This is a genomic window from Streptomyces sp. NPDC018026 (assembly GCF_044327745.1).
GTDB classification, from domain to species: Bacteria; Actinomycetota; Actinomycetes; order Streptomycetales; family Streptomycetaceae; genus Streptomyces; species Streptomyces rubrogriseus.
This window is the reverse complement of the sequence record NZ_JBIRFY010000005.1, coordinates 518094-540351: the sequence shown is the minus strand read 5'-3', so window position 1 is coordinate 540351 and position 22258 is coordinate 518094. Positions and strand designations below refer to the sequence as shown.

Sequence of the window (22258 nt, the reverse complement as noted above, 5' to 3'; positions counted from 1 at the left end):
ACGACGCTTCCTACGCCCGCCCTCTCCACTGGTTTCGCGTAATTGAATTGTCTTTCCGCTTTTGTCAGTGCTCGTCCATAGAGACTCCGCGTCCGCCTCCTTCAGGCGGGCGCACAAACTGCAGGTGTGCGATCGGGGGGTTGCATGCAATTCGATCAGGTCACGGCTCTTACCAGCCACCCGGCATGGGTACTGCTGCGCGCGGACAACGCCGCCTTGGTGCTGTCCTTCTGCGGCACGGTGTTCGTCGAGGAGAACGCGCGGGGCATGCCTGAGAGCGTGCTGGAGTCCCGGCTGGACGACCAGCTCTACCTCCTCAACGAGCTCGACGCCGGCTCCTTTCCGCGGACCGCGGCCGCCTACCTGACGGAGTGGACGAAGAACGGCTGGCTGCGCAAGTACTACCCGCCCGGTGAGGACGAGGCGCATTTCGATGCGACCACCGCCTTGGAGAAGGCCACGGCGTGGGTGCGGGACCTGCGGGCACGCTCGTTCATCGGGACAGAGTCCCGCCTGAATACCGTCGTCACGCTCCTGCGTCAGATGGCCTTCGGCACGCAGACCGACCCGCAGGCGCGGATCGACGAGCTGCGCCGGGAACGTGACGCGCTCGACGCGCAGATCGCCCGGTTGCTGACCGGAGAGGTGGAACTCCTCTCCCCGCTCGCGCTGCTGGACCGCTACCAGCAGGTGGAGAGCACCGCGATCGAGCTCCTGAGGGACTTCCGCGAGGTGGAGGCGAACCTGCGGGAACTGGACCGGCGGCTGCGCCGGCAAGTGGCCACCACGGAAGGCGGGAAGGGCGAGCAGCTGGCCGCCTTTCTGCTGGAGCGCGACGAGATCGCCCAGTCCGACCAGGGGCAGAGCTTCCAGGCGTTCTTCGACTACCTCCTCTCCCCTCGCCGCCAGCAGGAGCTGCGGGAACTGCTGCAGCAGGTCACCCAACTGCCACAGTTGGAAGGCAGAACCGACCGGAGACTGCTGAAGATCCCGTTCGCCTGGCTGGAGGCGGCCGAGAACACTCAGGACACGGTCCGGCAACTGACCGAACAACTGCGCCGGTTCCTCGCCGACCGGAGCCGGGCGGAGGACCAGCGCGTGCTGACGCTGGTGCGTTCCCTCCAGCGCCATGTGACCGCCCTGGGCGACACGGCGGACCTGCCCGGCATGGAGCTGGAGATGCCCCGGGCGGGCATCGCACTGCCGATGGAGCGCCGACTGTACATGCCGGTCGAACGCGTCGAACTGGACACCACCGCGCAGGAACCATCTGACGACACCACGGCGGACCTCACGGAATTGTTCACCGGCGTCCACGTCGACACCGAGGTGCTGACCGGCCATGTCCTGGACGCAGTAGCCGCGAGTCCGAACGGCCAGGCGGCCCTGGCCGCCGTCGTCGACGACCACCCGCTGACCCTGGGACTGGCCGAACTGCTCAGCTACTTCCGCATCCAGCATCCCGGCCTGGACGTGAGCGTGGACCCCGAGCGCACCGACGTCCTGGTGTACCCGCGTGTGGCGGCACCGGGACGCGCCCGGGCGGAAGTGCCGCACGTGACATTCGTACGCATCGAGGGCGGCACGGCCGCCGGGAAGGCCGAACCATGATGAGCGATGCCCTCACCACCCCCGTGGTCCACCTGCTGAAGGCGGGCGTGCTCTACCAGGGCGACGCCCCTCTGATTTGGGAGCAGATCCTCGCCCAGCAGGCGGCGATCGGAGACTACCTCGGCGTCATAGGTCTCGACGTCGTCGTCGACCGTGCCGAGGGCTACGCCTACGTACGGCAGCAGGACACCGAGGATCGGGACGACGGGACCGCCGTGCCGAGACTGGTCACCCGCCACCGGCTCTCCTTCCCCGTCAGCCTGATGCTCGTCCTGCTGCGCGGGCGGCTGGCCGACAGCGACGCCGGCTCCGGGGATCCGCGCCTGGTGCTGACCCGCGAGGACCTGGTCGAGATGGTCCGCGGCTTCCTGCCCCCACGCGGCAACGAAGCACAGCTCATCGACCAGATCGACGCCCACATCAAGAAGCTCGTCGACCTCAAGGTGCTACGCCCGACGAAGCAGACCACGGCAGCCTACGAGGTGCGGCGGCACCTCAAAGCACTGGTCGACGCCCAGGTCCTGAACGACTTCAACGACCTCCTCGCCACCTATCGAAGCGCCGCCTCCCCCGCGGCCAAGGACGACGTATGACTCTCACCACCGGCCCGGCGGCGCTCCTCCCCCGCCAAGCCCTTCCCGGCCCCACACCCACCGTCAGCGCCGGCCCCGGATTCCGGCTCGCCCGGCTTGAGGTGCTGAACTGGGGCACCTTTCACCGCACCACCCGCACGTTCACGGTCGACGGACACAGTGCGCTGCTCACCGGCGGCGTGGGCTCGGGCAAGTCCACCCTGGTGGACGCGATCACGACACTGCTCCTGCCCGCCCACAAGATCGACTACAACAAGGCGGCGGGCGCTGACGCCAAGGAACGCGATCTGCGCTCCTACGTTCTGGGCCACTACAGGAACGAACGGGTCGAAGCAACGGGCAGCACCCGCCCCGTGGGGTTGCGCGACCACACCTCCTACAGCGTGATCCTGGGCGTTTTCACCAACGACGTCCTGGGTGTCCACCTCACGCTCGCGCAGGTCTTCTACTGGACCTCCCCGACCAGCACGGGACAGCCGGAGCGTTTCTATCTCACCGCCGATACCCCGCTGTCCATCGACACCGACTTCACGGGCTTCGGCACCGACATCACCGACCTGCGCCGACAGCTCAAACAGCGGGGCGCCACCCTCCACGGCAGCACCTACACCCAGTACGGCAAAGCACTGCGCCGCGGTCTGGGCATCCCCGGCCAGCAGGCCTTGGACCTGTTCCACCAGACGGTGTCGATGAAGGCCGTGGGCAGCCTGGACGAGTTCGTCCGCGAGCGGATGCTGGAGCCATTCGACGCCCAGACGGCCGTCGACAAGATCGTCGCCCACTTCGATGCGCTCACCGCCAGCCACAACGAAGTGGTCCGGGCCCGCCAGATGATCGAGGGCCTGACACCGATCGTGGAGGCGTGCGCGCGGTACGACACCGTCCAGGAGGACCTCACCGTCCTGGAAGAACGCCACAACGCCGTCGCCGCATTCTTCGCCCGGCACCGCCACCAGCTTCTGACCGCACGCCACGCCGACCTGCGTACGCGCACGACCGAACTGGAAGAGCAGCAGTCCGCCCGCGCGCGGCGACTGGAACAGCTGCGTGGCGCGGCCGACGGCCTGCAGCGCCGCATCGACGGCATCGGCGGCGAGCAGCTCGTCGCGCTGACCGGACGCATCGACGAACTGGGCCGTGAACGCCAGCGGCGCCGCAGCCGCGCCACCGAGTACAACGGCTGGCTCGCGCAAGCGGGCATGGACCCGGTCACCGACTCCGTCTCCTTCCGCGAGCGCACGGAGCAGATCAGCTCCGCCCGCGCCCTGGCAGGAGAACAGGAACAGCAGGACCGTGAGGAACTCGACGGCCTCGCTGTCGCACGCCGTGACAACACCGCCGCGACCGAGGCGATGCGGCGCGAGATCACCAGTCTGCAGCAACAACGCTCCAGCATCCCCGCCAAGCTGCTGGCCCTGCGCCGCGAACTCGCCGCAGCCGCAGGCGTCAGTGACGATGTACTGCCGTTCGCTGGCGAACTGATCCAGGTCCGCGACGACGAGGTCGGCTGGGCCGGTGCCGCCGAACGCGTCCTGCGCGGGCTCGCCCTGTCCCTGCTGGTCCCGCACACCTACTACGACGCGGTCTCGTCCTGGGTCAACGGCCGTCACCTGGGCCTCAGGCTCGTCTATTTCCAGGTTCCCGCCCACACACCACCCGCCGCCCTGCCCGACGACCCCACCCTGCTGGCCGGCAAGCTCGACCTCAAAACCGACAGCTGGGCCCATGACTGGCTCGCCACACGACTGCGTTCGCACGCCGACTACCTGTGCGCCGAAGACCTGGACGCCTTCACTCGCGCCACCCGGCCCGCCGTCACCCGGCAGGGCCTGGTCAAGGCCGGTGGAGGCCGCCACGAGAAGAACGACACCCACCGCATCGACGACCGGCGCAACTGGGTGCTGGGCTGGAGCAATCAGGCCAAGCTCGACGCCCTCCTCGCCGACGCCGACCGCCTCACCCGCGAGAGCGCCGCCCTAACTGCCGCCGCCCGCGCGCTCGAAGAACGGCGAAGGACACGCGTCGGCATGAACGGCGCCCTCACCCTTCTGGCCAGCGTCACCACCTACACGGAGCTCGACTGGCCGGCCACCGTCGCGGACATCGAACAGCTCGAGCAGCAAAAGCGCGCCCTTGAGGCCGCAGCAGGCCTGGACACGCTCACCGAGCAGCTCCAGCAGGCCAGGAACGACATCAAGCAGAGCGAAGAGGCCTTCGGCCAGGGGCAGGAAGACCTGGGAGCCTTGCGCCGAGACACCGAGGGCACCACCACACTGCTGGAGAAGACCACGAGTCTGCTGGAAGAGTGCGACCTCGACGCCCTGGCGGACCACGAGACGGCCCTGAGCAAATTCCTGCCTGCGATCACCAGAGACGACAGACGCCTGGAAGAACTGGAGACTGCCGAGCGCGAAGCCGAAGCACAGCTGCGGCGCACGATCGGCCGGCGCAACGACACCCTGCGCCAGGCAAGCAACCAGGCAACCGAACTGATGACCGCCTTCCGCGGCAGGTACCTGGCCCACACCACCGGCCTGGACAACTCCATCGAGTCCGCCGCCGGCTACAGGTCGCTGCACGGCCACCTCATTGACGAGGACCTGCCGCGTTTCGAGGAGCAGTTCCTCCTCTACCTGCGGACCAATGTCATCCGCGACATTGCCTCCTTCCAGGGCCGGCTCACCGCGCAGGAGCAGCAGATCCGCGAACGCATCGACGTGATCAACGACTCGCTGGCCGGCATCGACTACAACCCGGGCCGCTACATCCGGCTGAACGCCGCCCCCACGCTGAGCAGGGAAATCCGCGAGTTCCAGCACGACCTGCGGGCCTGCAGCAGCGAAGCGCTCTCCCACGACACCGGCGACGCCTACACCGAGGAGAAGTTCCTCGAGGTGAAAGCGCTCCTCGACCGGTTCAAGGGACGCGCCGACCACACCCGCGCCGACGCCGGGTGGACCGCCCGGGTCACCGATGTGCGCCGCTGGTTCGCCTTCTCCGCCAGCGAACTCGACCGCGACACCGGAACCGAGCACGAGGTCCACCCCGACTCCGGCGGCAAGTCAGGTGGCCAGAAGGAGAAGCTCGCCTACACCGTCCTCGCGGCCTCCCTCGCCTACCAGTTCCGCATCGACCCAACTGCCGCCAAGGCCAAGACCTTCCACTTCGTCACCATCGACGAGGCCTTCGGACGCGGAGACGACTCCTCGGCCCACTTCGCCCTCGACCTGTTCCAACGGCTGGGCCTGCAACTCCTCGTGATCACCCCACTCCAGAAGCTGCACGTCATCGAGCCCCATGTCACCCGCGTCGGTTACGTCGACAAACCCGACGGGAACCGCTCCCGCCTGGTCAACCTCACCATCGAGGAGTTCCGCGCCCACAAGCAGACGGCCCGGAAGGCCCACCAGCGGCCGGCGGAGCAGTCATGACACCGGACGCATGGAGCCGCCCTGAGGATGTCGTCGAGACCCTGCGCCGCAAGTGGGCTAGCGGCCGCTACCTCACCGACGCCGCCCACGGCTACCCCTTCGAACCCATCGCGGTGTCGCTCAAGGGCCCGACCGCATCCGATGCCCTGCACCACTACGAGCAGGCACTCGCCTGGTCGCAGTCCTGGGCACCCAGTCTTCACCCTCAGCTGCGCCTGCAGACCAAGAGCATCGGCGGCCGCAACGGCCTTCCCTCCCACACCGTGCCGGCTCGAGCCTGGGTCGAGACCCGCCCCGCCCTGTGGGCGCTGCTGGGCGTCACCGCCCAGGTCGACCACTTCCACAGTCTGTGTGAACGCACCGCACTCCACGGCTCCGGACTTGTCGACTGGATGGCCGACCACCCCATGAAGGTCCTCCCCCACGCTGAGCTCTGGCATCAGCTGGTGCGTACGGTCTGCTGGATACGCGACCACACAACCAAGCAGGTCTACCTGCGCGAGATCGACGTCCCCGGCGTGGACACCAAGTTCATCGAGAGCCACAAGGCGATCCTCGCCGAGCTCCTCGACCACACTCTTCCCAAGGACCGTATTGACACGGACGCCCCGAAAAGCGATCTCGCCACCCGCTACGGCTTCCGCACCAAGCCCATCTACATCCGCCTGCGCTACCTTGGTGCCTCTCCTCTGCCCTTCAGCGAACTCACCGTCCGAGCCGATGAACTGGCGCGCTGGTCCCCTGCAGTGCGCACCGTCTTCGTCCTTGAGAACGAGATCACCTACCTCTCACTGCCACCAGTTGCCGACGCCATCGCCATCCTCGGCTCCGGATACGCCGCGGCCCTGCTGCGTCACCTCCCCTGGCTGGACAACGTCGCCCTCTACTACTGGGGCGACATCGACACCCACGGCTTCGCCATCCTCGACCAGGTCCGGGGACGCTTCCCGCATACCACGTCAATCCTCATGGACCGCACCACCCTCCTTGCCCACGAGGCCCACTGGAGCCAGGAGAAGACACAGGCGCACGGCAACCTGACACGCCTCACCCCCGAGGAAGCACACCTCGACCAGGACCTGCGGAACGCCACCTACGGGCCACACCTGCGCCTGGAGCAGGAACGCATCGCTTTCGCCACCGTGCGAGAAACTCTGATGCGGCAGCAGGGGTGACAGTGCAGGCTCTGGACACTGGTCAGCCACCGGAGGCCGCACCCCGGGCCATTGCCGGAATACGACGGTAGCTCCGGCGCCGGCACCTGGACGGCGAGCGAACGCCAAAAGCCTCGACAGCATCGGGGCGCCCATCGCGGTCACCAGCAAAGTCAGAACCGTTAAAAGCCGACGTCGATCACGAGCAGCCCGGTCGAACACGTGAGCGTCGTCGATCTCTTCCATAGCCGCCACGACATACCCCGGTTGCGGCAGCTCTCTGGAAGGACTGGATTCACTCACGCGAGAGCGGGATATGCAAATTTGCGCAAATGTATCGGTAAGGGCAGGGCGCACCATGTCCGCAAACGTTGTGGCGGCAGAGTGCGCCCCGGCGTACGCCAGGGAGGCAAGACGGTCCACTCGCCTGGGTCAGTCGCATTTATGCAGCACAGCGAGGGGTTGTCATTCGCGGTCGAGACCGATCAAGGATGGGCTGAAGGCGACGATGTTCGACGCCTTCGCAGGCCACGGACCGCAATTGCTCACCGCAAGGAGATTCGAACTTTGCGCGATGAACGGTTTATATGGCGCCGCTTGTGACGGAGGGACTACCGTCCGTTGACGCGAGGGAACCCCGGGCAGGCTCGCTACCGACTCCGGGGCCCCTCCTCAACGAGACCAAGGAAGGCAGGTAACCACCTATGCTTGTCCCGTACTTCGCCGCTGCCGCAACCAGGGCGGCAACTCGCGACGACGCTAGCATTCCGCGTCGCTCCCAGCCTGAAACCCGTGGCATGAGTGCCTGGACTGTCACGGTGCAGGCGAGCGCGTTCCTGGCAGTGGCCGTGCTCCCCGTGCTCCTGATCCGAGACCAGTGGACGGGACCTGCCACCACAGCGCTGGTGGCCGGCCTCTCGGTGATGATGCGCCAGTCGCAACTCCGCTACCAGCGAATTCGACTGATCTGAGCCGTGCTCGATCGTGGTGGCGCGCTGCACAGCGCGCCACCCGCGGTCCCGGCGGTTGCCGCCGGGACGGACACGGGAAGAGTCCATTCCTCTTCAGCTTGCGCAGAACTCCGCGCGCACGGGAGAGAAACGGTCACAGCACGTGGGAGGAAAGGATGGCGGGTTCAAGCCCCCGCTATGGCATCTGCCGCTACTGCCAGGAGCGGTTCGCTCAGACGATCGGTCCGGGCCGCAAGCGGGAGTACTGCAGCGTCGGCTGCCGCAGCAAGGCACAGCGCGACCGGTCCGGCAAGACAGGCCAACACAAGGCGCCCACGGCGCTCCCCTTGGGCCGGCGCATCGCAGAGGACCTGCAGGCGTTGTCGGCCGCGCTCCTCGAGGCCGAGTACGACGGGCGGCCTCTTCAGGAGCTCCTGCGTTGCGCCAGCAGCGTGGCCCGGGAAGTGGACTACTACACGGCGGCCGCCGTTCAGGACGCGCGGTCCCAGGGCTCGAGTTGGGAGCAGGTGGCCGAGGCGGCGCAGCTGAGTGTGACCACGGCCCGTACGCGGTGGCCGGAGAACCGGGTGCGGGAACGCCTGAGAAGGCGGGCTGCCGAGCGTGCCGAAGTGCAGGAGCCTCTTGCCCCGATGATGGAGGGACCGAACGCCGCGGCAGACGGCCAGCTGTCCAAGGTGGCCGAGCGGGCGTCGGCGAAGCTGGCATCGGCGCTGTCGCATCTCCACCGATCCAGTGGTTTGACGATCAGGGACGTGGGCGAGCGGACGTCCTTGTCTCCCTCGTATGTCTCGCGCATCCTTTCCGGAGAGCGAACCCCGGCCTGGGCCGTGGTGGGTGCGCTGACCGAGTTGTTCGGAGGCGACCCGGCCGAGCTGAGCGTGCTGTTCGAAAGTGCACACGGGAAGGTGCCGCCAGCGCAGTACGCGATCACTGATGCGGTGGACCGGCTGCACGCCGCACTGCGCGGTCTGCACCTGGCGGCAGGACGTCCCCGTGTCGGCGTGGTCCGCAGCGCTTCCCACGGCGCACTGAGTGTCCAGGAGATCGACGACATCCTCGAGGGCGTCTTGGTTCCAGGCTGGGAGCAGACGTCGGCGCTGGTGACCGCGCTGGGCGGCTGGCCCGCCGACGTGCGGCCGCTGTGGCAGGCGGTCCACTACACCTTCCTGCTCTGCATGGATCCGCCCAAGGATCCGCAGTCGCAGTCTGCTGACCCGTCCGAATCCGCCTGATGCCCTGTGTGCTGCAGGAAGTGGGATGCCATGTTCATGCGTTTGCGTCGGACGGACCGGCTGGTGCAGGCAGACGGCGCGGTGGAGACCACTGCGCCGTCTATCGAGCTGGTTCTGCCGCTGGAGTACACCGCCTTCTGCCTCCTGCATCAGGAGCGGTACCTGCACTACACGCGGGAGCGGGTACGGGACCCGTTGATGAGCCAGCAGGTGGTCAGGGCGCTCCTGGGCAACCTTGCCACGATCTGGCCGACGGTCATCAGCAGTCCGCGGCCTGCTGCGGTGGCGTGGCGGCTGCTGGACGCCCTGATCTCCTCCGTGCTGCGCAACGGTGATGCAGGTGTCACGGGGCCGGATCCGGTGCACCAGGTGCTGCCGCCCGCGCAGGCAGACGCGGTCGTCCTGCGATGCCGGATGCATTTGAGTGAGGCGCAGGCGGCGGAACTGATGGGGGTCGAGCCGCCGGTTGTCGCTACCCGGTTACGGATGGCTCAGCGGGCCTTGCCCGGGAAGCTGACGGCCTCCGCCGCGGCCGCGCATCCGCCGGCCGGTCGCGTGCGCCGGTGAGAGGGTTCCGGAAGGGATCCTGCAGCGCGCTTCGACCCGCGCGTGCTGATTCGGCGAAGAACTACCCGCGGTGAAAGCGGCCTCCCTACCATGGGTACCCGCAGCACGCAGCGTGCTGCGGGTACCAACACGGGGCGGGGTGCCACCTTGGAGCGCGGGCAGACGCCGCGGCTGGATGTAATCGACTCCAAATCACCGAACCTTGCCCGGATGAACAACTACCTGTTGGGCGGCAAGGACCACTACGGCGCCGACCGTGAGGCGTGCGAGCGGCTGACGCAGATCGTTCCCGAAGCACCTCGGGTGGCTCAGGCTGCACATCGGTTCCTCTTGAGGGCAACCAGCCATCTGGCCCGTGATCACCAGGTGCGCCAATACGTGGTTTTCGGCGCCGGACTGCCGACCTCTGTCGGAGTACACCACGTTGCGCGGCGCATCCAGGCGGGTGCGCGCACCGTTTATGCCGATCACGATCCGCTGGCGCTGGTCCATGGCCGCGCTTTGTGGGAGGACCGGTACACGCTGGTCATGCGGGCTGCTCCGGCTGAATCACTGGCTCTGCTGAAAAGTGCAGCGGTGCGCCAGATGATCGACTTTTCGTCGCCGGTGGCCGTGCTTCTTGTCTCAGGACTGCACAGCGTTCCCGAAGACGCTGGTCCTTCGACCGTGCTGCAGCAGGCAGCGAGAATACTGGCATCGGGAAGTTTCATCGCAGCAAGCCATCTCGTGAGTGAGGATGCCGAGGTGCGCCGGAAGGCTGGTGCATTGCTGCGGGAAGCCGCTGCGGGCCGGTGGGGACGCGTGCGCCCGCGCGCGGACGTCGACGCATTCTTCGGCGGCTTGCAGCAGTTGACTCCAGGGCTGGTGGACGTGCACCAGTGGCGGCCGGGCGGTGACCGTGCTGCGGGTGGCGGCAGTCTGAGGTGGGCCGAGCGCGGAGCGGTGGCCGTGGTGCACTGAGGTGCGGACTGGCCGGGTTCAGCTGATCATGCTGTCCAGGAGCTCCACACTCTCCTGCGGGGACAGAGCAGCCTGGGCCAAGCCGTCCAGGACGCTTCGGTAATGCTGAGTCTCGTCTGGCTTGTCCAAATACTCCGCGTCCTGCAGTTGCTCCAGGTAGACGACGTCGGGCAAGGCCGGAAGGTCGAAGCGCAGGTGGGTAATCGGGAAGCCTCCGGCGATGCACCCCGGCCGGTTGAAGGGCGCGATCTGTATCGTCACGTGGCTGAGGCGAGACATGCTGATCAGATAGCGCAGTTGCTCTCGCATGACCAGATCGCCACCCATGGGCCGGCGCAGCACGGCTTCGTCGAGGACGGCCCAAAGGCGGGGCGGGTCCTGGCGGATCAGGACGTTCTGGCGCAGGGCCCTGAGTTCCAGCCGGTCTTTGACCTCTTCCGCAGGAGCGGCGGGGTAGGCCTGGTGTACCAGGGCTTCTGTGTAGGCGGGTGTCTGCAGCAGTCCGGGAACGAGCTGCACTTCGTAGGTGCGGATGACAGAGGCTGCCTCCTGCAGTCCGATCAGCTTGCCGCACCAGTCCGGCAGGACTCCGTCGAATCGGTGCCACCAGCCGGGCTGACGGGAGATGCGTACGATCTCGGCGAAGCAGGCGCGGACGTGCTTGTCATCGACACCGTAGAGGGTGAGCAGGTCCATCACGTCATCGTGCTTGCAGGTGACCTGGGCTCGTTCCATCCGGGAGATCTTGGCTTCCGAGCTTCTGATGGACTTGCCCGCCGGCTCCGCGTCGATGTGTGCAGCCTTGCGCAGGTGACGCAGGTAGTACCCGAGGACCAGCCGCAGCGCGACGGGGCTGCGCGCGGAGGCGTCGAGGTAGTACTCCAGGGTCGGTGCATCGACCGGAGGGACGGGCACGGGCATGATGTCTCCTGTAGTGGCCGGACGACGAGCGTCAGTCTTCCAGGAGACGAGGCGGTGGGCGCGTCAATTGGACTGTCTTGGGCTGGCGTTAACTGGCGATCGGGTCGAACTCGCCGTCCTTGACCCCCGCGATGAAGGCCGCGATCTCTGCCCTCGTGTAGACCAGCGCCGGTCCGTCAGGGTGCCGGGAGTTGCGCAGTGCCACCTCACCTCCTATCAGTAGCGCCACTTCGACGCAGTTGCCGTCTGCTGTGCTGTGACGGCTCTTGACCCATGTCACTCCTGGAAGAGAGTCCGCCGGGACACCGTTGAAGGCACGGGCCATGTCCGACCTCTTTCGATCGTTTCCGACTTCTTTCATTTTTGGGTGACGCTGCTCTGGTTGCTGGGGACATGCTTTCCCTCTCCTCCTCATTTGGATGCAAGTCACGGATGCAATTGCATCCGGAGTGGGGCGACGCGGATACTTATCAGTCAGGGCAGAGGACCGCGGCCCATACAACTGGACGTCTTCCGGGGGGATGAACAGTGACAGCTCACGCGGCGACGGCGCCAATCCAAGGGCCGAATTCGGAGGCCCTCTTGCCACTTCGGAGCATGAGCTGCCACTCCCGTTCACCGCTGACGCCGCCCACGGCACCGGACTGGGGACTTGCCCTGGGCATCAGCACATCCGACTTTGCCGCTCGGGCATTCACGCGGGACCCGAGTAGTCTGAAAAGCATCCGCTGCTTCGTCCGCGACACCGCCGTGGCGTGGGGCATCGGCGCTGTGGCCGAAGACCTGACTCTCGTGGTCAACGAGCTGACCACCAACGCGGTTCGGCATGCGCTGCGGTCGAGCGCTCCGCGGGAAGCCAAGGCATGGCTGGGTATCGCCCGGACTGCGGGCACGGTGCTGTGCGCTGTCTCCGACCCCAGTCCGGCTCCCCCACTGCCCCACCCGCCTCGGGGTATGGCCGTCGCAGGCCGGGGCCTGCTCGTCGTGGACGCCCTGACCAGCCAATGGGGTTACGCCGAGGCAGCACCCGGAAAGACCGTCTGGGCACGGCTGAACGCGCACACGCACTGACTTGGCGATGACGGTCGCCCCGTCCGCACCCTCACACGTACGCGGGCATTCATGACGCGTCCTGCGCCGCAGTACCGTCGGGGTGGTCACGGACCCATGACAGTCCGCCGAGGTCGAGACACTGGCGTGCCCGTGTGACGGCCACGTACGCCAGACGGGCTTCTGCCTCGTCGATCGGTTCAGGAGGCGTCGGAGCTCCGTCATCGCTGTCGGCTGGGCCGTTGTCCTCTGGGGTGAAGTCGTCGGCAATGAGTACGCGGGACCACTCCCGTCCCTTTGCTTTGTGTGCGGTGGAGACAGTCGCCTGCGCCTGTGGCTCGGAGACGAGCCGAGCTACGGCGTCGAGAATGGCATCTGTGCCGTGGCTGTCGACGAGGTTGACCAGCGGCTGCAGATCACGTCCCGCCGGGTCATAGGCTGCGTAGTCCTGGAGTTCGCCCCAGTGAGTGAAGAGGGTCAGCTCCGGGTGGTGGGTACGCCGGCCTTCCTTGAGGTCCCGGGCTGCCAGGGCAAGGGTCTGCAGGCTCTCTCCTCCGCCGGCCAGAGCTACTCGGCTGCCGGCGGCCATGAGTGCCATCACCTGCGCCATGGCACCGACGTTGGTGCGGCACAAAACGGCATCTGGCTGGGTGACGGTCCCGAGTTCTGTGGGGATGTCGGGGGTGCCGGTGAGGCGGAGCGGAGCGTCGGCGAGGTGGAGCCAGCGGTTGGCCTCTGCGGCAAGGGCGGGGCCGAAACGGAAGGACTGCGACAAGGCCAGGCGGGTGCCGTCGAAGCCGGCCATGATGTCCTTGGCTCCGCGCCAGTGGTAGATGGCCTGTGCAGAGTCACCGACCATGACGAGCTGGGCGTGGTCGCGCTGGGCGAGGAAGACGTCTTCGACGACCGGATTGGTGTCCTGCGCTTCGTCCAGCAGGAGGAAATCGGTGTCGAGCCGAGGGCGGGTGAGTGCCCAGATTTTCAGGTAGTGGTCGTGGTCGAAGCGGACGGCGCCGTCGTCGGGGTGTTGCAGGTCGGCCCATGCTTTGCGGGCGAAAGGCACGATGTGGTGGGCGAGTTCGGTGTGATGGTCGGGGTCTTCCAGGCCGCGCAGGTGCGGTACGTGGTGGCTGGTGATGGTCTCGTCGGCGGTGTGGCAGAAGCGGGTGACGGTGCGGAGCGCGGCGTTGGAGAGGGTTCTTTGGGTGAGTTCGCGGTCTGCGATGTGAAGGGCTTTGCTGATGCCGAGGGCTTGGCCGGTCTGCCAGGCGGGGCGGCGGGGTGCGTTCAGGCGGCGGGAGTAGCGATGGCCGAGGGCGGCGTAGGCCAGGGCGTGGGCGGTCTTGCAACGGACGTGTGCGGGGAAGCGGGCGGCAGCGTCCTGGGCGATGGCGCGGTTGTAGGCGAGGTAGCGGCCGCGGCGGCTGGTGGTGCGGGCGAGAAGGTTCAGGGTGCTGGTCTTGCCGGTTCCTGCGCCAGCTTGCAGAGACAGGTGGTCGCCGTTGCGGAAGGCGTCGGCTGCGGCAGTCTGTTCGTGGGTGGCGTACACCATGGTGCTGCTCCGGGAGTGCGGGCCAGGACTTGTCCGAAGGCTGCCAGAAGACGGGCGGGTGTCGTTCCGCAGATGGTGGGACAGCGTTCGGCTGAGACGGTCGGTTTCGATTCGGTCGTGCTGGGCCAGCGCTCGGTGCGGTGCTTGTTCCACCACCTGTTGGGGAGTGTGGCCGGTCAGGCGCCGCGAGAGGGCTGGGCGGCGCAGCAGAAGTCTCCTGCCGAGGCGCTGGCCGAGTGGTGGTTCATCAAGGTGCGGACGACCAGGTGGACAGAGTCGGACGGGCTGTGCTGAGCAAGGTCTGGGGGCAAGCAGGCTGACGTCGATCAGGTGATGGGTTTGCGGTGTGTGCCCGAGGCGCAGGGAGTCCAGACGGGGCTCGTCCTGTGGTGTGGCTGCTCGGTGGGGGGAAATTGGCTGGCGGGGCGGTTTTGTGACAGCACCAGGCACTGCCATGCCGTCACCGTGAGGGTGGGCGACGCCTCCCCTGGAGTGCCAGCGACACTCTTCAGGGAATGTGTCTGCGGCTGGTTCTGCGGAGTACAGAACGACGAGCTGGCGGTCGGCGGACAGGTGGTGGCCGATTCGGTTGCCGCAGGCGTTGCAGCGTCGGGTCTGTCTGGCCCCTTGGGGCTGTCGTGGGCTGGCGGCGGATACCCACAGGGGTGGCCGCGTGTACGGGAGACGAGCGCTGCCGTCCCCGTGATGGTGAGGGCCGATGGGTTGGGAACACATGCGCGGACCGTGCCAGACGGCGCGCCTCAGTCCACGCAGTGGCTGCCGGAGATCCCGCGAACGGCCCAGCATGTGCGAACGAAGACACGAGAGATCGCACATAGATGCGCCATCGTCTCGTCCTTTCGAGTGGTTCGCCGCGGCGCGGGGTGCAGGATACGGCCGGCCTGTCAGGTGCCCTTGTCGCCCGGCGGTGTGTGGTTGGTGCAGAGGACCGCGAGCAGGTGCTCGATGGGCACGTCGAAGGTGTGGGCGAGGACGTGCCAGGTGGTGAGGTTGCCCGGAGTGCGGCCGTGCTCGAGGTCGATGAGGGTGCGGCGAGCCAGGCCACTACGGCTGGCGAGTTCATCGAAGGTCCAGCCGCGTTCGCCCCGCAGGCGTGCGAATTCCTCGCGCAGTGCGCTGAAGTCGGGGTCGGGCGGCAAGATCGTCACTCCACCATCCGACGGTGCAGAACACTGCCCTGTCAGTGCGGGTTTCTGCACTATCTGAGCTCATGCGGGTGACACTCGCGGTGCGGGAATCTGCACTATCGTGCGGGCGTTCTGGCACCTGTTGCCAAGACACCTGCGCCATCAGTTGTGTTAACGGGAGGACGACGAGCCGATGAGGCTGGCCGGTGCACAGACCGCGGTGCGGCGCGTCTGGACAGTCGAGCTGCGCCCGCAGGCGGGAGGACCGAGGCTGTTCTGCCTCCAGTGCCAGGCCCACACCCACCCGGTGGATGCATCCTCAGCCCGGTCCACGGCCCTGACACATCTGGCCAGCCACGCCCTCGCCGACGCGCTGCCCGGACACCTGCGCACGTGCCAGTGCCGGGCTCTGGGCTGCTCCTGGCACCCCCGCAGCCGTGGCTGCAGCGGTCCGGTACTCCTGGCACTCACCCGTCGCGCCGGCGGGCGCTCCTGGCGACTGGCCGACACCTGCGCCGCCTGCGCGGCAGCGACCAGCGGTACCGCCCTCGTGCCGGACACCTTGCTCGGATCACCCCGGCGCCGTTCGATCGGCCACGCCGTGCGGCCTGCCCGGCACGGTGTCACGCCGGGGCCCGACGAACGGACGCGGGTACGGGAGATGCTCACTTATCTGTCCGCCGCACTCCCCCAGTTCACCTCGCCCGCAGCTCGCATGCTCGCTCTGCAGTGCGCCCTGCGCTCGAACAGCCGGGGGCATGTCACCTTGCCAAACGGGCTGCTGCGCAGCATGCGTCTGCAACGACGCTGGGAGCTGTGGCTGGAGCTGACCCAGGCCGGATGGTTGCAAGCGTCCGGCATGCAGTCGGGGACCATGAGCGCACGCCTGCTGGATACCACCGTGCTGGACCAGGTACCCGGCCGCTGCGTGCGACGCCGTGCCGCACACTGGGCGCTGCACCCGACACCGCTGGTCCTGCCGGCATCTGCGCCCGCGGCACTGCAGCTGACCGCGGTCGTCCTCGCCTCGCATTCCGCCAGCTCTCTCGACGGCACGGAAGACCTGGCCAACATCTCCCGTCTATGCGGGCACTACCCACAGCAGACCAAGGAGTTACTCGACCGGCTGGTGTCCGTCCACACACTGGTGTCCTGGCACTACCACCGGGACACCGATCAAGTGCTGTGGCGATTCCCGCAGCGACCACCAGCGTCCTCGCCGGGTCAGGGCAGCCCACCACGCAACCCACCACCTTCGGACAGGCAGTGAGTCAGAGCAGGACAGAAGACAAGACCTATCCTCATCTCCCGGCCCGTATTATCTCTAGACCCGGGTAACGCACGACGGCTGCTGTCTTCGTGTCAGGCGCAACCCGGCATCCACTGTCCCGCAGCAGCCGCCTCCCAGCGCACGCCTCGCCTAGCCAAGGAGAACCAGCGCCATGTCTGAGACCCCGACCACCACCGAAGTGGCCTCGCAGTACGCCGCCCAGGTGACCGCCGATCTCGAGCGCAATGCCAAGGAACAGGAACGCGTCGGGACGGAAATTGCCGCACTGCAGGAACAGCTCACCGTCCTGCAGCACGACCACAACGTACTGATGAACATCCAGCAGGCGCTGGCCGGAGCCATGCCCGCGTCACCTGCCCAGAGCAACATCGTGCCTACGCCTCGCAAGAAGGCGGCCGCTGAGCCGGCCGAGGGCAAACGCACGCGGGCCAAGAATGGCGCTACGGCCCCCCGGAGCCGCAAGGCGGCCAAGAAGACACCTGCCGCCAACGCTGCGCCCAGGACCACAGCCGTGAAGAGCTCCGCTCCCACCCTCGTCGAACTCGTCCGGCGCCACCTCACCGCGCAGAACGAGCCGCGGTCCGCCGCACAGATCTCTGCCGCGCTGAACCAGGCCTACCCCGAACGCGCCGCCCAGACCACCGTGGTACGCAACACACTCGAAGGCCTCGTGGCCAAGCAGCAGGCACAACGCACCAAGCAGGGCTCCTCTGTCTCCTACACCACGATTAGCGCGTCCGAGCCGTCGGTGGCGCCGGAGTCCGGCACTGAGGCCAAGTAGAATTTGAAGCACGTAGTCCGCCCGCAACCCGGCACACCCCCGGGCCCGGCTGCGGTCATCTCGTCCCGAGAGTGGACAGCTGATGCGCCAGCGTGCGTTCCGTCCGCGGGCTGCGGGACGCGCATACTGGCCACTGCGGCCGATCCTTCCGGACTGCTGGTGCACGCCGCCGTGACGTCAACCGTCACACGCCGGGCGATGCCACAGCGGGTCCGACAGAGCGCGCAAGGCTGCTTCAGCGATGAGGACGCACACGGACAAGCCGGATGCAGAGTGGCCCAGGAGCCGGATCATCCCGTGATGGGCCGGTTGTAGCGATCAAGTTCTGAGATGGGGCGGCCGACTAGGGGCTCCGTTATCGGTTCGAACGCCTTGCCGCGGCTAGACAGGCGCTCAGGTGTGGTGTGCTCAGGTGTCCACCGAGCCGACAAAGCGTGTTGTCTGCGAACGACCAGAGCGCCGCGACTTCGACTGAGCGTTCATCCAGCAGCCCACATCCCCGTGCATTGCCTGACCACTTCCTGGGCAATACCAGGCGGACGCGACCATGTCGGGCCCGGGTCTGGACAAACCCTACCGTCCTATCCCGGACGGACTCCTTGCCCTGAGTGAGCTGGACCGGAGTCGTGCGCGTCGGCTCAATCAGCACCGCCGACTGAAGTAGGTAGTTGTCGAAGCCAATCCAACCGGCCGTGACAAACACAACAGTGTCTTCCGCTCTCGATCGAGATCTCCACCACCAATGCCCACAGCCGTCAGGCACTCGAACCCCGCGGCATCGGCGTCCGCGGAGTGGCAACGAACGTATTGGACGCGTACTCGGCAGGAGCGGCAGCACACGGCCTCAACACGCCATGCCCGACTGCGGTCAACCGCCGCCACCACAGCCCCGTAGTGGCACCCGGTCCGCCGCTCCACTGTCAGAACCGGGCTCGGTTCGCCCACACACCTGATCTGCGGCGGAAGAGAGACAACCGAGTCCCAGCCAGCAGCGCGTCCGGGCGAAGAACTGCGCCGCCAGAGCAGGCGGTACGGCCACCTCCCTGTATGCGGACCTCGTAGAGGTGTCCCTGTCACATCGAAAGTCCCTTCCCGGTCAAAAGGTTGACGACCCGTCGTCAGACGAGGGCCCGGGCCCTCTAGGGCACCTCGGCATGGGCGCACAAACAGACGCTCGACAAACGACTACGCACGGTTGAACTCAGCACAGAGGAACCCCTTATGAGTGTACGCAAGACAAGATTTGCCAGCGCCACCGCAAGTCTCGTGCTGACGATTGGCACGATGAGCGCTCTTGCCGGTACTGCATCTGCCTCCACCGCGGGAGCAGCGGCCACCGGTATCACCGTCTGCAAAGACGCCTACGGGAGGAACTGCACAACAAACGTTCCCGGCTACGTGGGCGACGTTCTGAAACAGGTCAGCCCCGGCCTGCAGGACAGCATCTCGTCCATCCGCAACAACGGTGCTGCGACGATCTGCTTCTACGAGCACAACAACTACACGGGCCGCGGTGTTGCAGTGCCACCCGGCGGTAGCCTTGCCAACCTCGCCAGCACTTATGTGGGTGCCTCCAGCATGAACGACGTAATCTCTTCCTGGGCGCCTCTTGGTGGCGGCGGCCCCCAGCCTCCTCCGGGCTCCGCCTGCTGAAAGGGATGGCAGTACTCCTCCCGAGGGCCTTCTCAGGAGGAGTACTGCACCCGTTGCGCTAACCTCCGCTTTCACCTTCGGAAGCGTCAGTTCTTGAGCGGGAACGCGGAAGCTCCTTTCGAGCTGGAATGATGAGGCTTGTCTGGGATCCTGTCACCCCAGCAGCAAAGCACTCTCTGCGTGAACACTAACGGGTCGCTTCCCAGGCTCGCCGTATCAGCTGCCGGTTGTGAGCTGTCAGTCATGCCGGGCCCCGTCTGCTGTCCGATATCGCCGAAACCACTGACCTGACCACGCCTTCAGAAACGTGCCGCACCACAGACGGCTGCGCGGCACGAGTTACGTCGCCGGCGGGATCCAGCGAATTGGCAGTGATGCTCGCCGACGGTGGGGAGGCGATCGCTGACCTGGCTCTGCTGTGGGACCAGACCAAAATGTTGCCCGGGGTCGCGTCCACTCCCACCACATGGCGATTGCTGGCGGGTATCGGTCCAGCAGCATTCGGCGCTCACCGGACCCGTTCCGCCGCCCAAGAGGTCACCGTACTGCAGACGTTCCTTTCGTGGACCGGGATGAGGGTGCCGTCCGCGGTCCACACTCAGTCGGCCGCATCGCCTGGTCGGGCGACCGTCCAGCGCGAGCATCAGATCGAGCCGCTGGATTGCCCGGCACACCGCGTCGGGGACGAGATCCCCAACAGCGGCCCGAGCTGCCGCGTAGTCAGGTCCGTGCGGTGGTACACGGCCACACAAGTCCCGTTCATCCGACTGAAAACACCGCTGTGTCATCGATCGCCTTCAGCAGCCGCTCGAACTGCTCCAACCGCAGCCGTGTGAACGTCTCCGCCCGCACACTCATTCAGCCCGCAATGTCCCCAGTCGCCCCCGGGTATGCCCAGCTCGAGGCCATGTGTGCCATTTGTCCCCTACTCAGTCAGCCCGCTGTCGGGCGACACACCACGCGTCAATTTGATGACGTCAGCCTGAACCGGTTCGCGGCGCACCCCGGTGTCTGGCGACCACACCAAGTTGACTGCCAGGGCCGGGTTGGGATCCGGGTAGTCTGAGCGGATATGACAGCCTCGGGTCTCCCGCCGTTCTAGCGCGGACTCAAGCGTCGCTCGAGCGGCGAGAACGGTAGATCTGAGGTTGAAGGCGTACGCAAGGTCCTGGAATCCGCTGATGTCGATGTGCACACCGACGTCCACCATGCGGGTCTCGATCTCATCAAGTGCGGTGATCCCGGCAACGAGCCCTGCTTCGCTGCGCAGGATGCCCGCGTGCTCTGTCATCAGGCGGCGAACTGACCTTTGCAGAGCGCGGACGTTCTGGTCCCCGTCAGCAGCAAGAAGTCGGTTCACGTCCGTTTCTGCTGCGCGAATCGCTGCTAGCGACCGTTGCTGGCCCGTGAGCTTGGCCGAGTACTCTGCCGCGGCCCTGCCAGCAACTTTGCTGTGCCGCAGTAGTTCGACCAGCGAATCTTGCTCCCAGCGATTCGCACCGTGGAGACCGCTGGCGGCCTCTCCTATCGCAAATAGCCCATTGACGTCTGTGCTGTGATCCTCAGGCCGGACCCAGACTCCGCCCGTGGAGTAGTGAGCAGTCGGTGCCACTTCGATCGGATCGCGGGTGACATCGAGCATCTGCAGGTCCAACAGCATCTGGTGCACACGCGGCAACCTGGTTATGACGGTCTCTCGGGGCAGGTGAGACAGGTCGAGCCAGACACCTCCATCCTGGGTGCCGCGACCTTCCTTGATCTCGCTGTAGGACGCCAGCGAGACGTTATCTCGGTTAGAGAGTTCCATTCGCTCGGAATCATAGCGCGCCATGAAACGTTCACCTAGGTTATTGAGCAGAATTCCCCCTTCGCTGCGTACAGTGTCACTGACAAGCGCGCCAGCCGCATTTTCCGGCTTGATCAGTCCAAAAGGATGGAACTGGACCAGTTCGGCGCTACGCAACCGGGCACCTGCTTCAACGGCAAGGCGGAAAGAATCGCCAGTGTTCTCACCACGACGCGAGGACGTACGTTGCCAGATACGCGTATGTCCTCCTGTCGCGATAATCACAGCGTCGGCGCGAATGATGTAACGGGAGCCATCGATAAGGTCGATTCCGTAGGCGCCGAAAACTGTCCCATCATCGACCAATAGTCGGGTAATGTATACATCCGACAAAATTGGAATAGCGAGCCTGTCAGCACGCTCTCGCAGTATTCTTTGCACCTCGCGTCCAGTACGGTCGCCATCGAATGCATCATTACGGACATAAGTGGACTCAGCGACGTAGCGCGAATTGTTCCGACTGTGGCATTGACAGTCGAATCGCATTACGTAGCGCTCCAGATCATATACTGCCTGCAGAGCTTTTCGAGCTGTACTATGAACGCTGCTCGTGTCGGCTGGCAAGTGATTGTCCTGCAACAGGTCCGCCACACGTTCCTGCCAACCCCCTGCGAATTCAGTGGTGGCTAGCATCTCCTCGATACCGGCCGGTTCCATAGCTGTTCGAGCGCGGTCGTTCGCTCGACTGCCTACCGCGATGACCGACATACCTGTCTCGGCGATCTCAATGGCTGCGCGTAGGCCTGCCCGGCCGGCTCCCACCACGAGGACGGATGTGGCGAGTTGGTGTCCAAGAAATGACATGATCTCTCCGATGGTTTAGGGCATCCGGTCTTCTGGTCAGTGGATTACTCGACTCCCCGTCGCGCTCTCGGGGTACCGCCTTTTCAGGCGCCCGGCGCAAGACAAGCGAGCGAGCCGAGGACCCAAACTAGGGCCTGTATCGTCGCCCATACGGTTCCCTTTGTGTAGCGGTGGTAGACAATCGCCGCCACGCTCTGGTCGAAGAGACCGACAATACGAAGCCGGAAGCTTCAACTGTCCTCGGCGTAGATATAGATCTAGTGCGATCCGGCCTCCCCTTGGCAGTGAATACCCCTGGGTCTCCTGCCATCCTCCAGGAGGCGCTACTAGCGGCGGATGCCGACAGGCCATTGGCGGTCCCGGTTGAACGAGCATTTTCTCCAGCATCCCCGTCCGACCTCATGGTCCACGATATTTCCGCGCGCCCACGAGTCCGCTGGAAGATTGACTCTCGGCAAATTCTGTGCGAGTAATTCGCAGCCGGATGAAGGACTCGGGCTGATTCGCCGCGGTGGCCCGTAGCAAGGGCGCCTCCCCCATTCCTTGCTACGCACCCGTCACCGTCCGCCACATCAGGAAGCAGAACCAGACGAGCGTCAGCCACATCAGGTCGGCATCTGCCGGGCACATACTCCCCGTTGACTTCGGCTACTGCGAATTCGAAGGCGACTACCTCGTCCAACGGATCGGCGG

The 22258-nt window shown here is 66.1% G+C and carries 18 protein-coding genes and 1 pseudogene; 13 read left to right on the top strand and 6 right to left on the bottom strand.

What is annotated here, in order from left to right; genetic code table 11:
• The first annotated feature begins 144 nt into the window (after positions 1–144).
• The 8 genes from ACH4D3_RS19570 to ACH4D3_RS19535 all read left to right on the top strand — a co-directional run bounded on the left by ACH4D3_RS19570 (position 145) and on the right by ACH4D3_RS19535 (position 10519).
• Entirely contained in the window at positions 145–1611 is a 1467-nt protein-coding gene (locus ACH4D3_RS19570) for a DUF3375 domain-containing protein (protein WP_398323530.1), read from the top strand.
• Positions 1608–2204 (top strand): DUF4194 domain-containing protein, encoded by a 597-nt coding sequence (locus ACH4D3_RS19565; RefSeq protein WP_398323528.1) that lies wholly within the window; start codon positions 1608–1610, stop codon positions 2202–2204. The genes ACH4D3_RS19570 and ACH4D3_RS19565 overlap by 4 nt, the downstream gene beginning before the upstream one ends.
• Complete coding sequence (locus ACH4D3_RS19560) at positions 2201–5635, top strand: ATP-binding protein (protein ID WP_398323527.1); 3435 nt, start codon at positions 2201–2203, stop codon at positions 5633–5635. Before ACH4D3_RS19565 ends, ACH4D3_RS19560 begins: the two co-directional genes overlap by 4 nt.
• A complete protein-coding gene (locus tag ACH4D3_RS19555) occupies positions 5632–6810 on the top strand; it encodes a Wadjet anti-phage system protein JetD domain-containing protein (protein WP_398323525.1) in 1179 nt (392 codons plus the stop codon). Before ACH4D3_RS19560 ends, ACH4D3_RS19555 begins: the two co-directional genes overlap by 4 nt.
• A gap of 776 nt (positions 6811–7586) precedes the next feature.
• Positions 7587–7760 carry a hypothetical protein gene (locus ACH4D3_RS19550; protein WP_384503220.1) on the top strand — a complete coding sequence of 58 codons (174 nt, stop codon included), beginning with the start codon at positions 7587–7589 and terminating at the stop codon, positions 7758–7760.
• Between the two features lie 155 nt (positions 7761–7915).
• Positions 7916–8992 (top strand): helix-turn-helix domain-containing protein, encoded by a 1077-nt coding sequence (locus tag ACH4D3_RS19545; protein WP_031087276.1) that lies wholly within the window; start codon positions 7916–7918, stop codon positions 8990–8992.
• 30 nt (positions 8993–9022) lie between these two features.
• Positions 9023–9559 carry a hypothetical protein gene (locus ACH4D3_RS19540; RefSeq protein WP_384503224.1) on the top strand — a complete coding sequence of 179 codons (537 nt, stop codon included), beginning with the start codon at positions 9023–9025 and terminating at the stop codon, positions 9557–9559.
• A gap of 90 nt (positions 9560–9649) precedes the next feature.
• Positions 9650–10519, top strand: a complete 870-nt coding sequence (locus tag ACH4D3_RS19535; protein ID WP_398323522.1) for an SAM-dependent methyltransferase — start codon at positions 9650–9652, stop codon at positions 10517–10519.
• A gap of 18 nt (positions 10520–10537) precedes the next feature.
• Here the strand turns inward: ACH4D3_RS19535 and ACH4D3_RS19530 are convergent, their stop codons facing one another.
• Together ACH4D3_RS19530 and ACH4D3_RS19525 are read right to left on the bottom strand one after the other, a co-directional pair.
• Entirely contained in the window at positions 10538–11440 is a 903-nt protein-coding gene (locus ACH4D3_RS19530; protein ID WP_398323520.1) for a helix-turn-helix domain-containing protein, read from the bottom strand.
• An 88-nt stretch (positions 11441–11528) separates the two neighbouring features.
• Positions 11529–11765: a DUF397 domain-containing protein gene (locus ACH4D3_RS19525; protein ID WP_031087280.1), complete on the bottom strand. Its 237-nt coding sequence runs from the start codon at positions 11763–11765 to the stop codon at positions 11529–11531.
• Between the two features lie 272 nt (positions 11766–12037).
• Between ACH4D3_RS19525 and ACH4D3_RS19520 the strand changes: the two genes are divergently transcribed.
• Positions 12038–12511 carry an ATP-binding protein gene (locus ACH4D3_RS19520; protein WP_365980887.1) on the top strand — a complete coding sequence of 158 codons (474 nt, stop codon included), beginning with the start codon at positions 12038–12040 and terminating at the stop codon, positions 12509–12511.
• A gap of 49 nt (positions 12512–12560) precedes the next feature.
• Here ACH4D3_RS19520 and ACH4D3_RS19515 read toward each other — a convergent pair whose 3' ends face one another.
• Entirely contained in the window at positions 12561–14039 is a 1479-nt protein-coding gene (locus tag ACH4D3_RS19515) for a UvrD-helicase domain-containing protein (RefSeq protein ID WP_398323632.1), read from the bottom strand.
• A 75-nt stretch (positions 14040–14114) separates the two neighbouring features.
• Between ACH4D3_RS19515 and ACH4D3_RS19510 the strand changes: the two genes are divergently transcribed.
• Positions 14115–14336: a hypothetical protein gene (locus tag ACH4D3_RS19510; RefSeq protein WP_398323634.1), complete on the top strand. Its 222-nt coding sequence runs from the start codon at positions 14115–14117 to the stop codon at positions 14334–14336.
• 39 nt (positions 14337–14375) lie between these two features.
• On the opposite strand, the pseudogene ACH4D3_RS19505 reads toward ACH4D3_RS19510, so the two are convergent.
• Together ACH4D3_RS19505 and ACH4D3_RS19500 are read right to left on the bottom strand one after the other, a co-directional pair.
• A pseudogene (locus tag ACH4D3_RS19505) lies at positions 14376–14777 on the bottom strand (DUF6083 domain-containing protein); the annotation flags it as partial.
• A 170-nt stretch (positions 14778–14947) separates the two neighbouring features.
• Positions 14948–15211 carry a helix-turn-helix transcriptional regulator gene (locus tag ACH4D3_RS19500; protein ID WP_186780227.1) on the bottom strand — a complete coding sequence of 88 codons (264 nt, stop codon included), beginning with the start codon at positions 15209–15211 and terminating at the stop codon, positions 14948–14950.
• Between the two features lie 286 nt (positions 15212–15497).
• On the opposite strand from ACH4D3_RS19500, the gene ACH4D3_RS19495 reads away from it, so the two are divergent.
• The 3 genes from ACH4D3_RS19495 to ACH4D3_RS19485 all read left to right on the top strand — a co-directional run bounded on the left by ACH4D3_RS19495 (position 15498) and on the right by ACH4D3_RS19485 (position 18915).
• Positions 15498–16460, top strand: coding sequence for a hypothetical protein (locus ACH4D3_RS19495; protein WP_398323517.1), 963 nt, complete (start codon positions 15498–15500; stop codon positions 16458–16460).
• Positions 16461–16632: 172 nt separating this feature from the next.
• A complete protein-coding gene (locus tag ACH4D3_RS19490; RefSeq protein WP_398323516.1) occupies positions 16633–17262 on the top strand; it encodes a hypothetical protein in 630 nt (209 codons plus the stop codon).
• A 1221-nt stretch (positions 17263–18483) separates the two neighbouring features.
• Positions 18484–18915 (top strand): peptidase inhibitor family I36 protein, encoded by a 432-nt coding sequence (locus tag ACH4D3_RS19485; RefSeq protein WP_398323514.1) that lies wholly within the window; start codon positions 18484–18486, stop codon positions 18913–18915.
• A gap of 925 nt (positions 18916–19840) precedes the next feature.
• Here the strand turns inward: ACH4D3_RS19485 and ACH4D3_RS19480 are convergent.
• Positions 19841–21565 (bottom strand): FAD-binding protein, encoded by a 1725-nt coding sequence (locus ACH4D3_RS19480; RefSeq protein ID WP_398323513.1) that lies wholly within the window; start codon positions 21563–21565, stop codon positions 19841–19843.
• Positions 21566–22258: the final 693 nt, after the last annotated feature.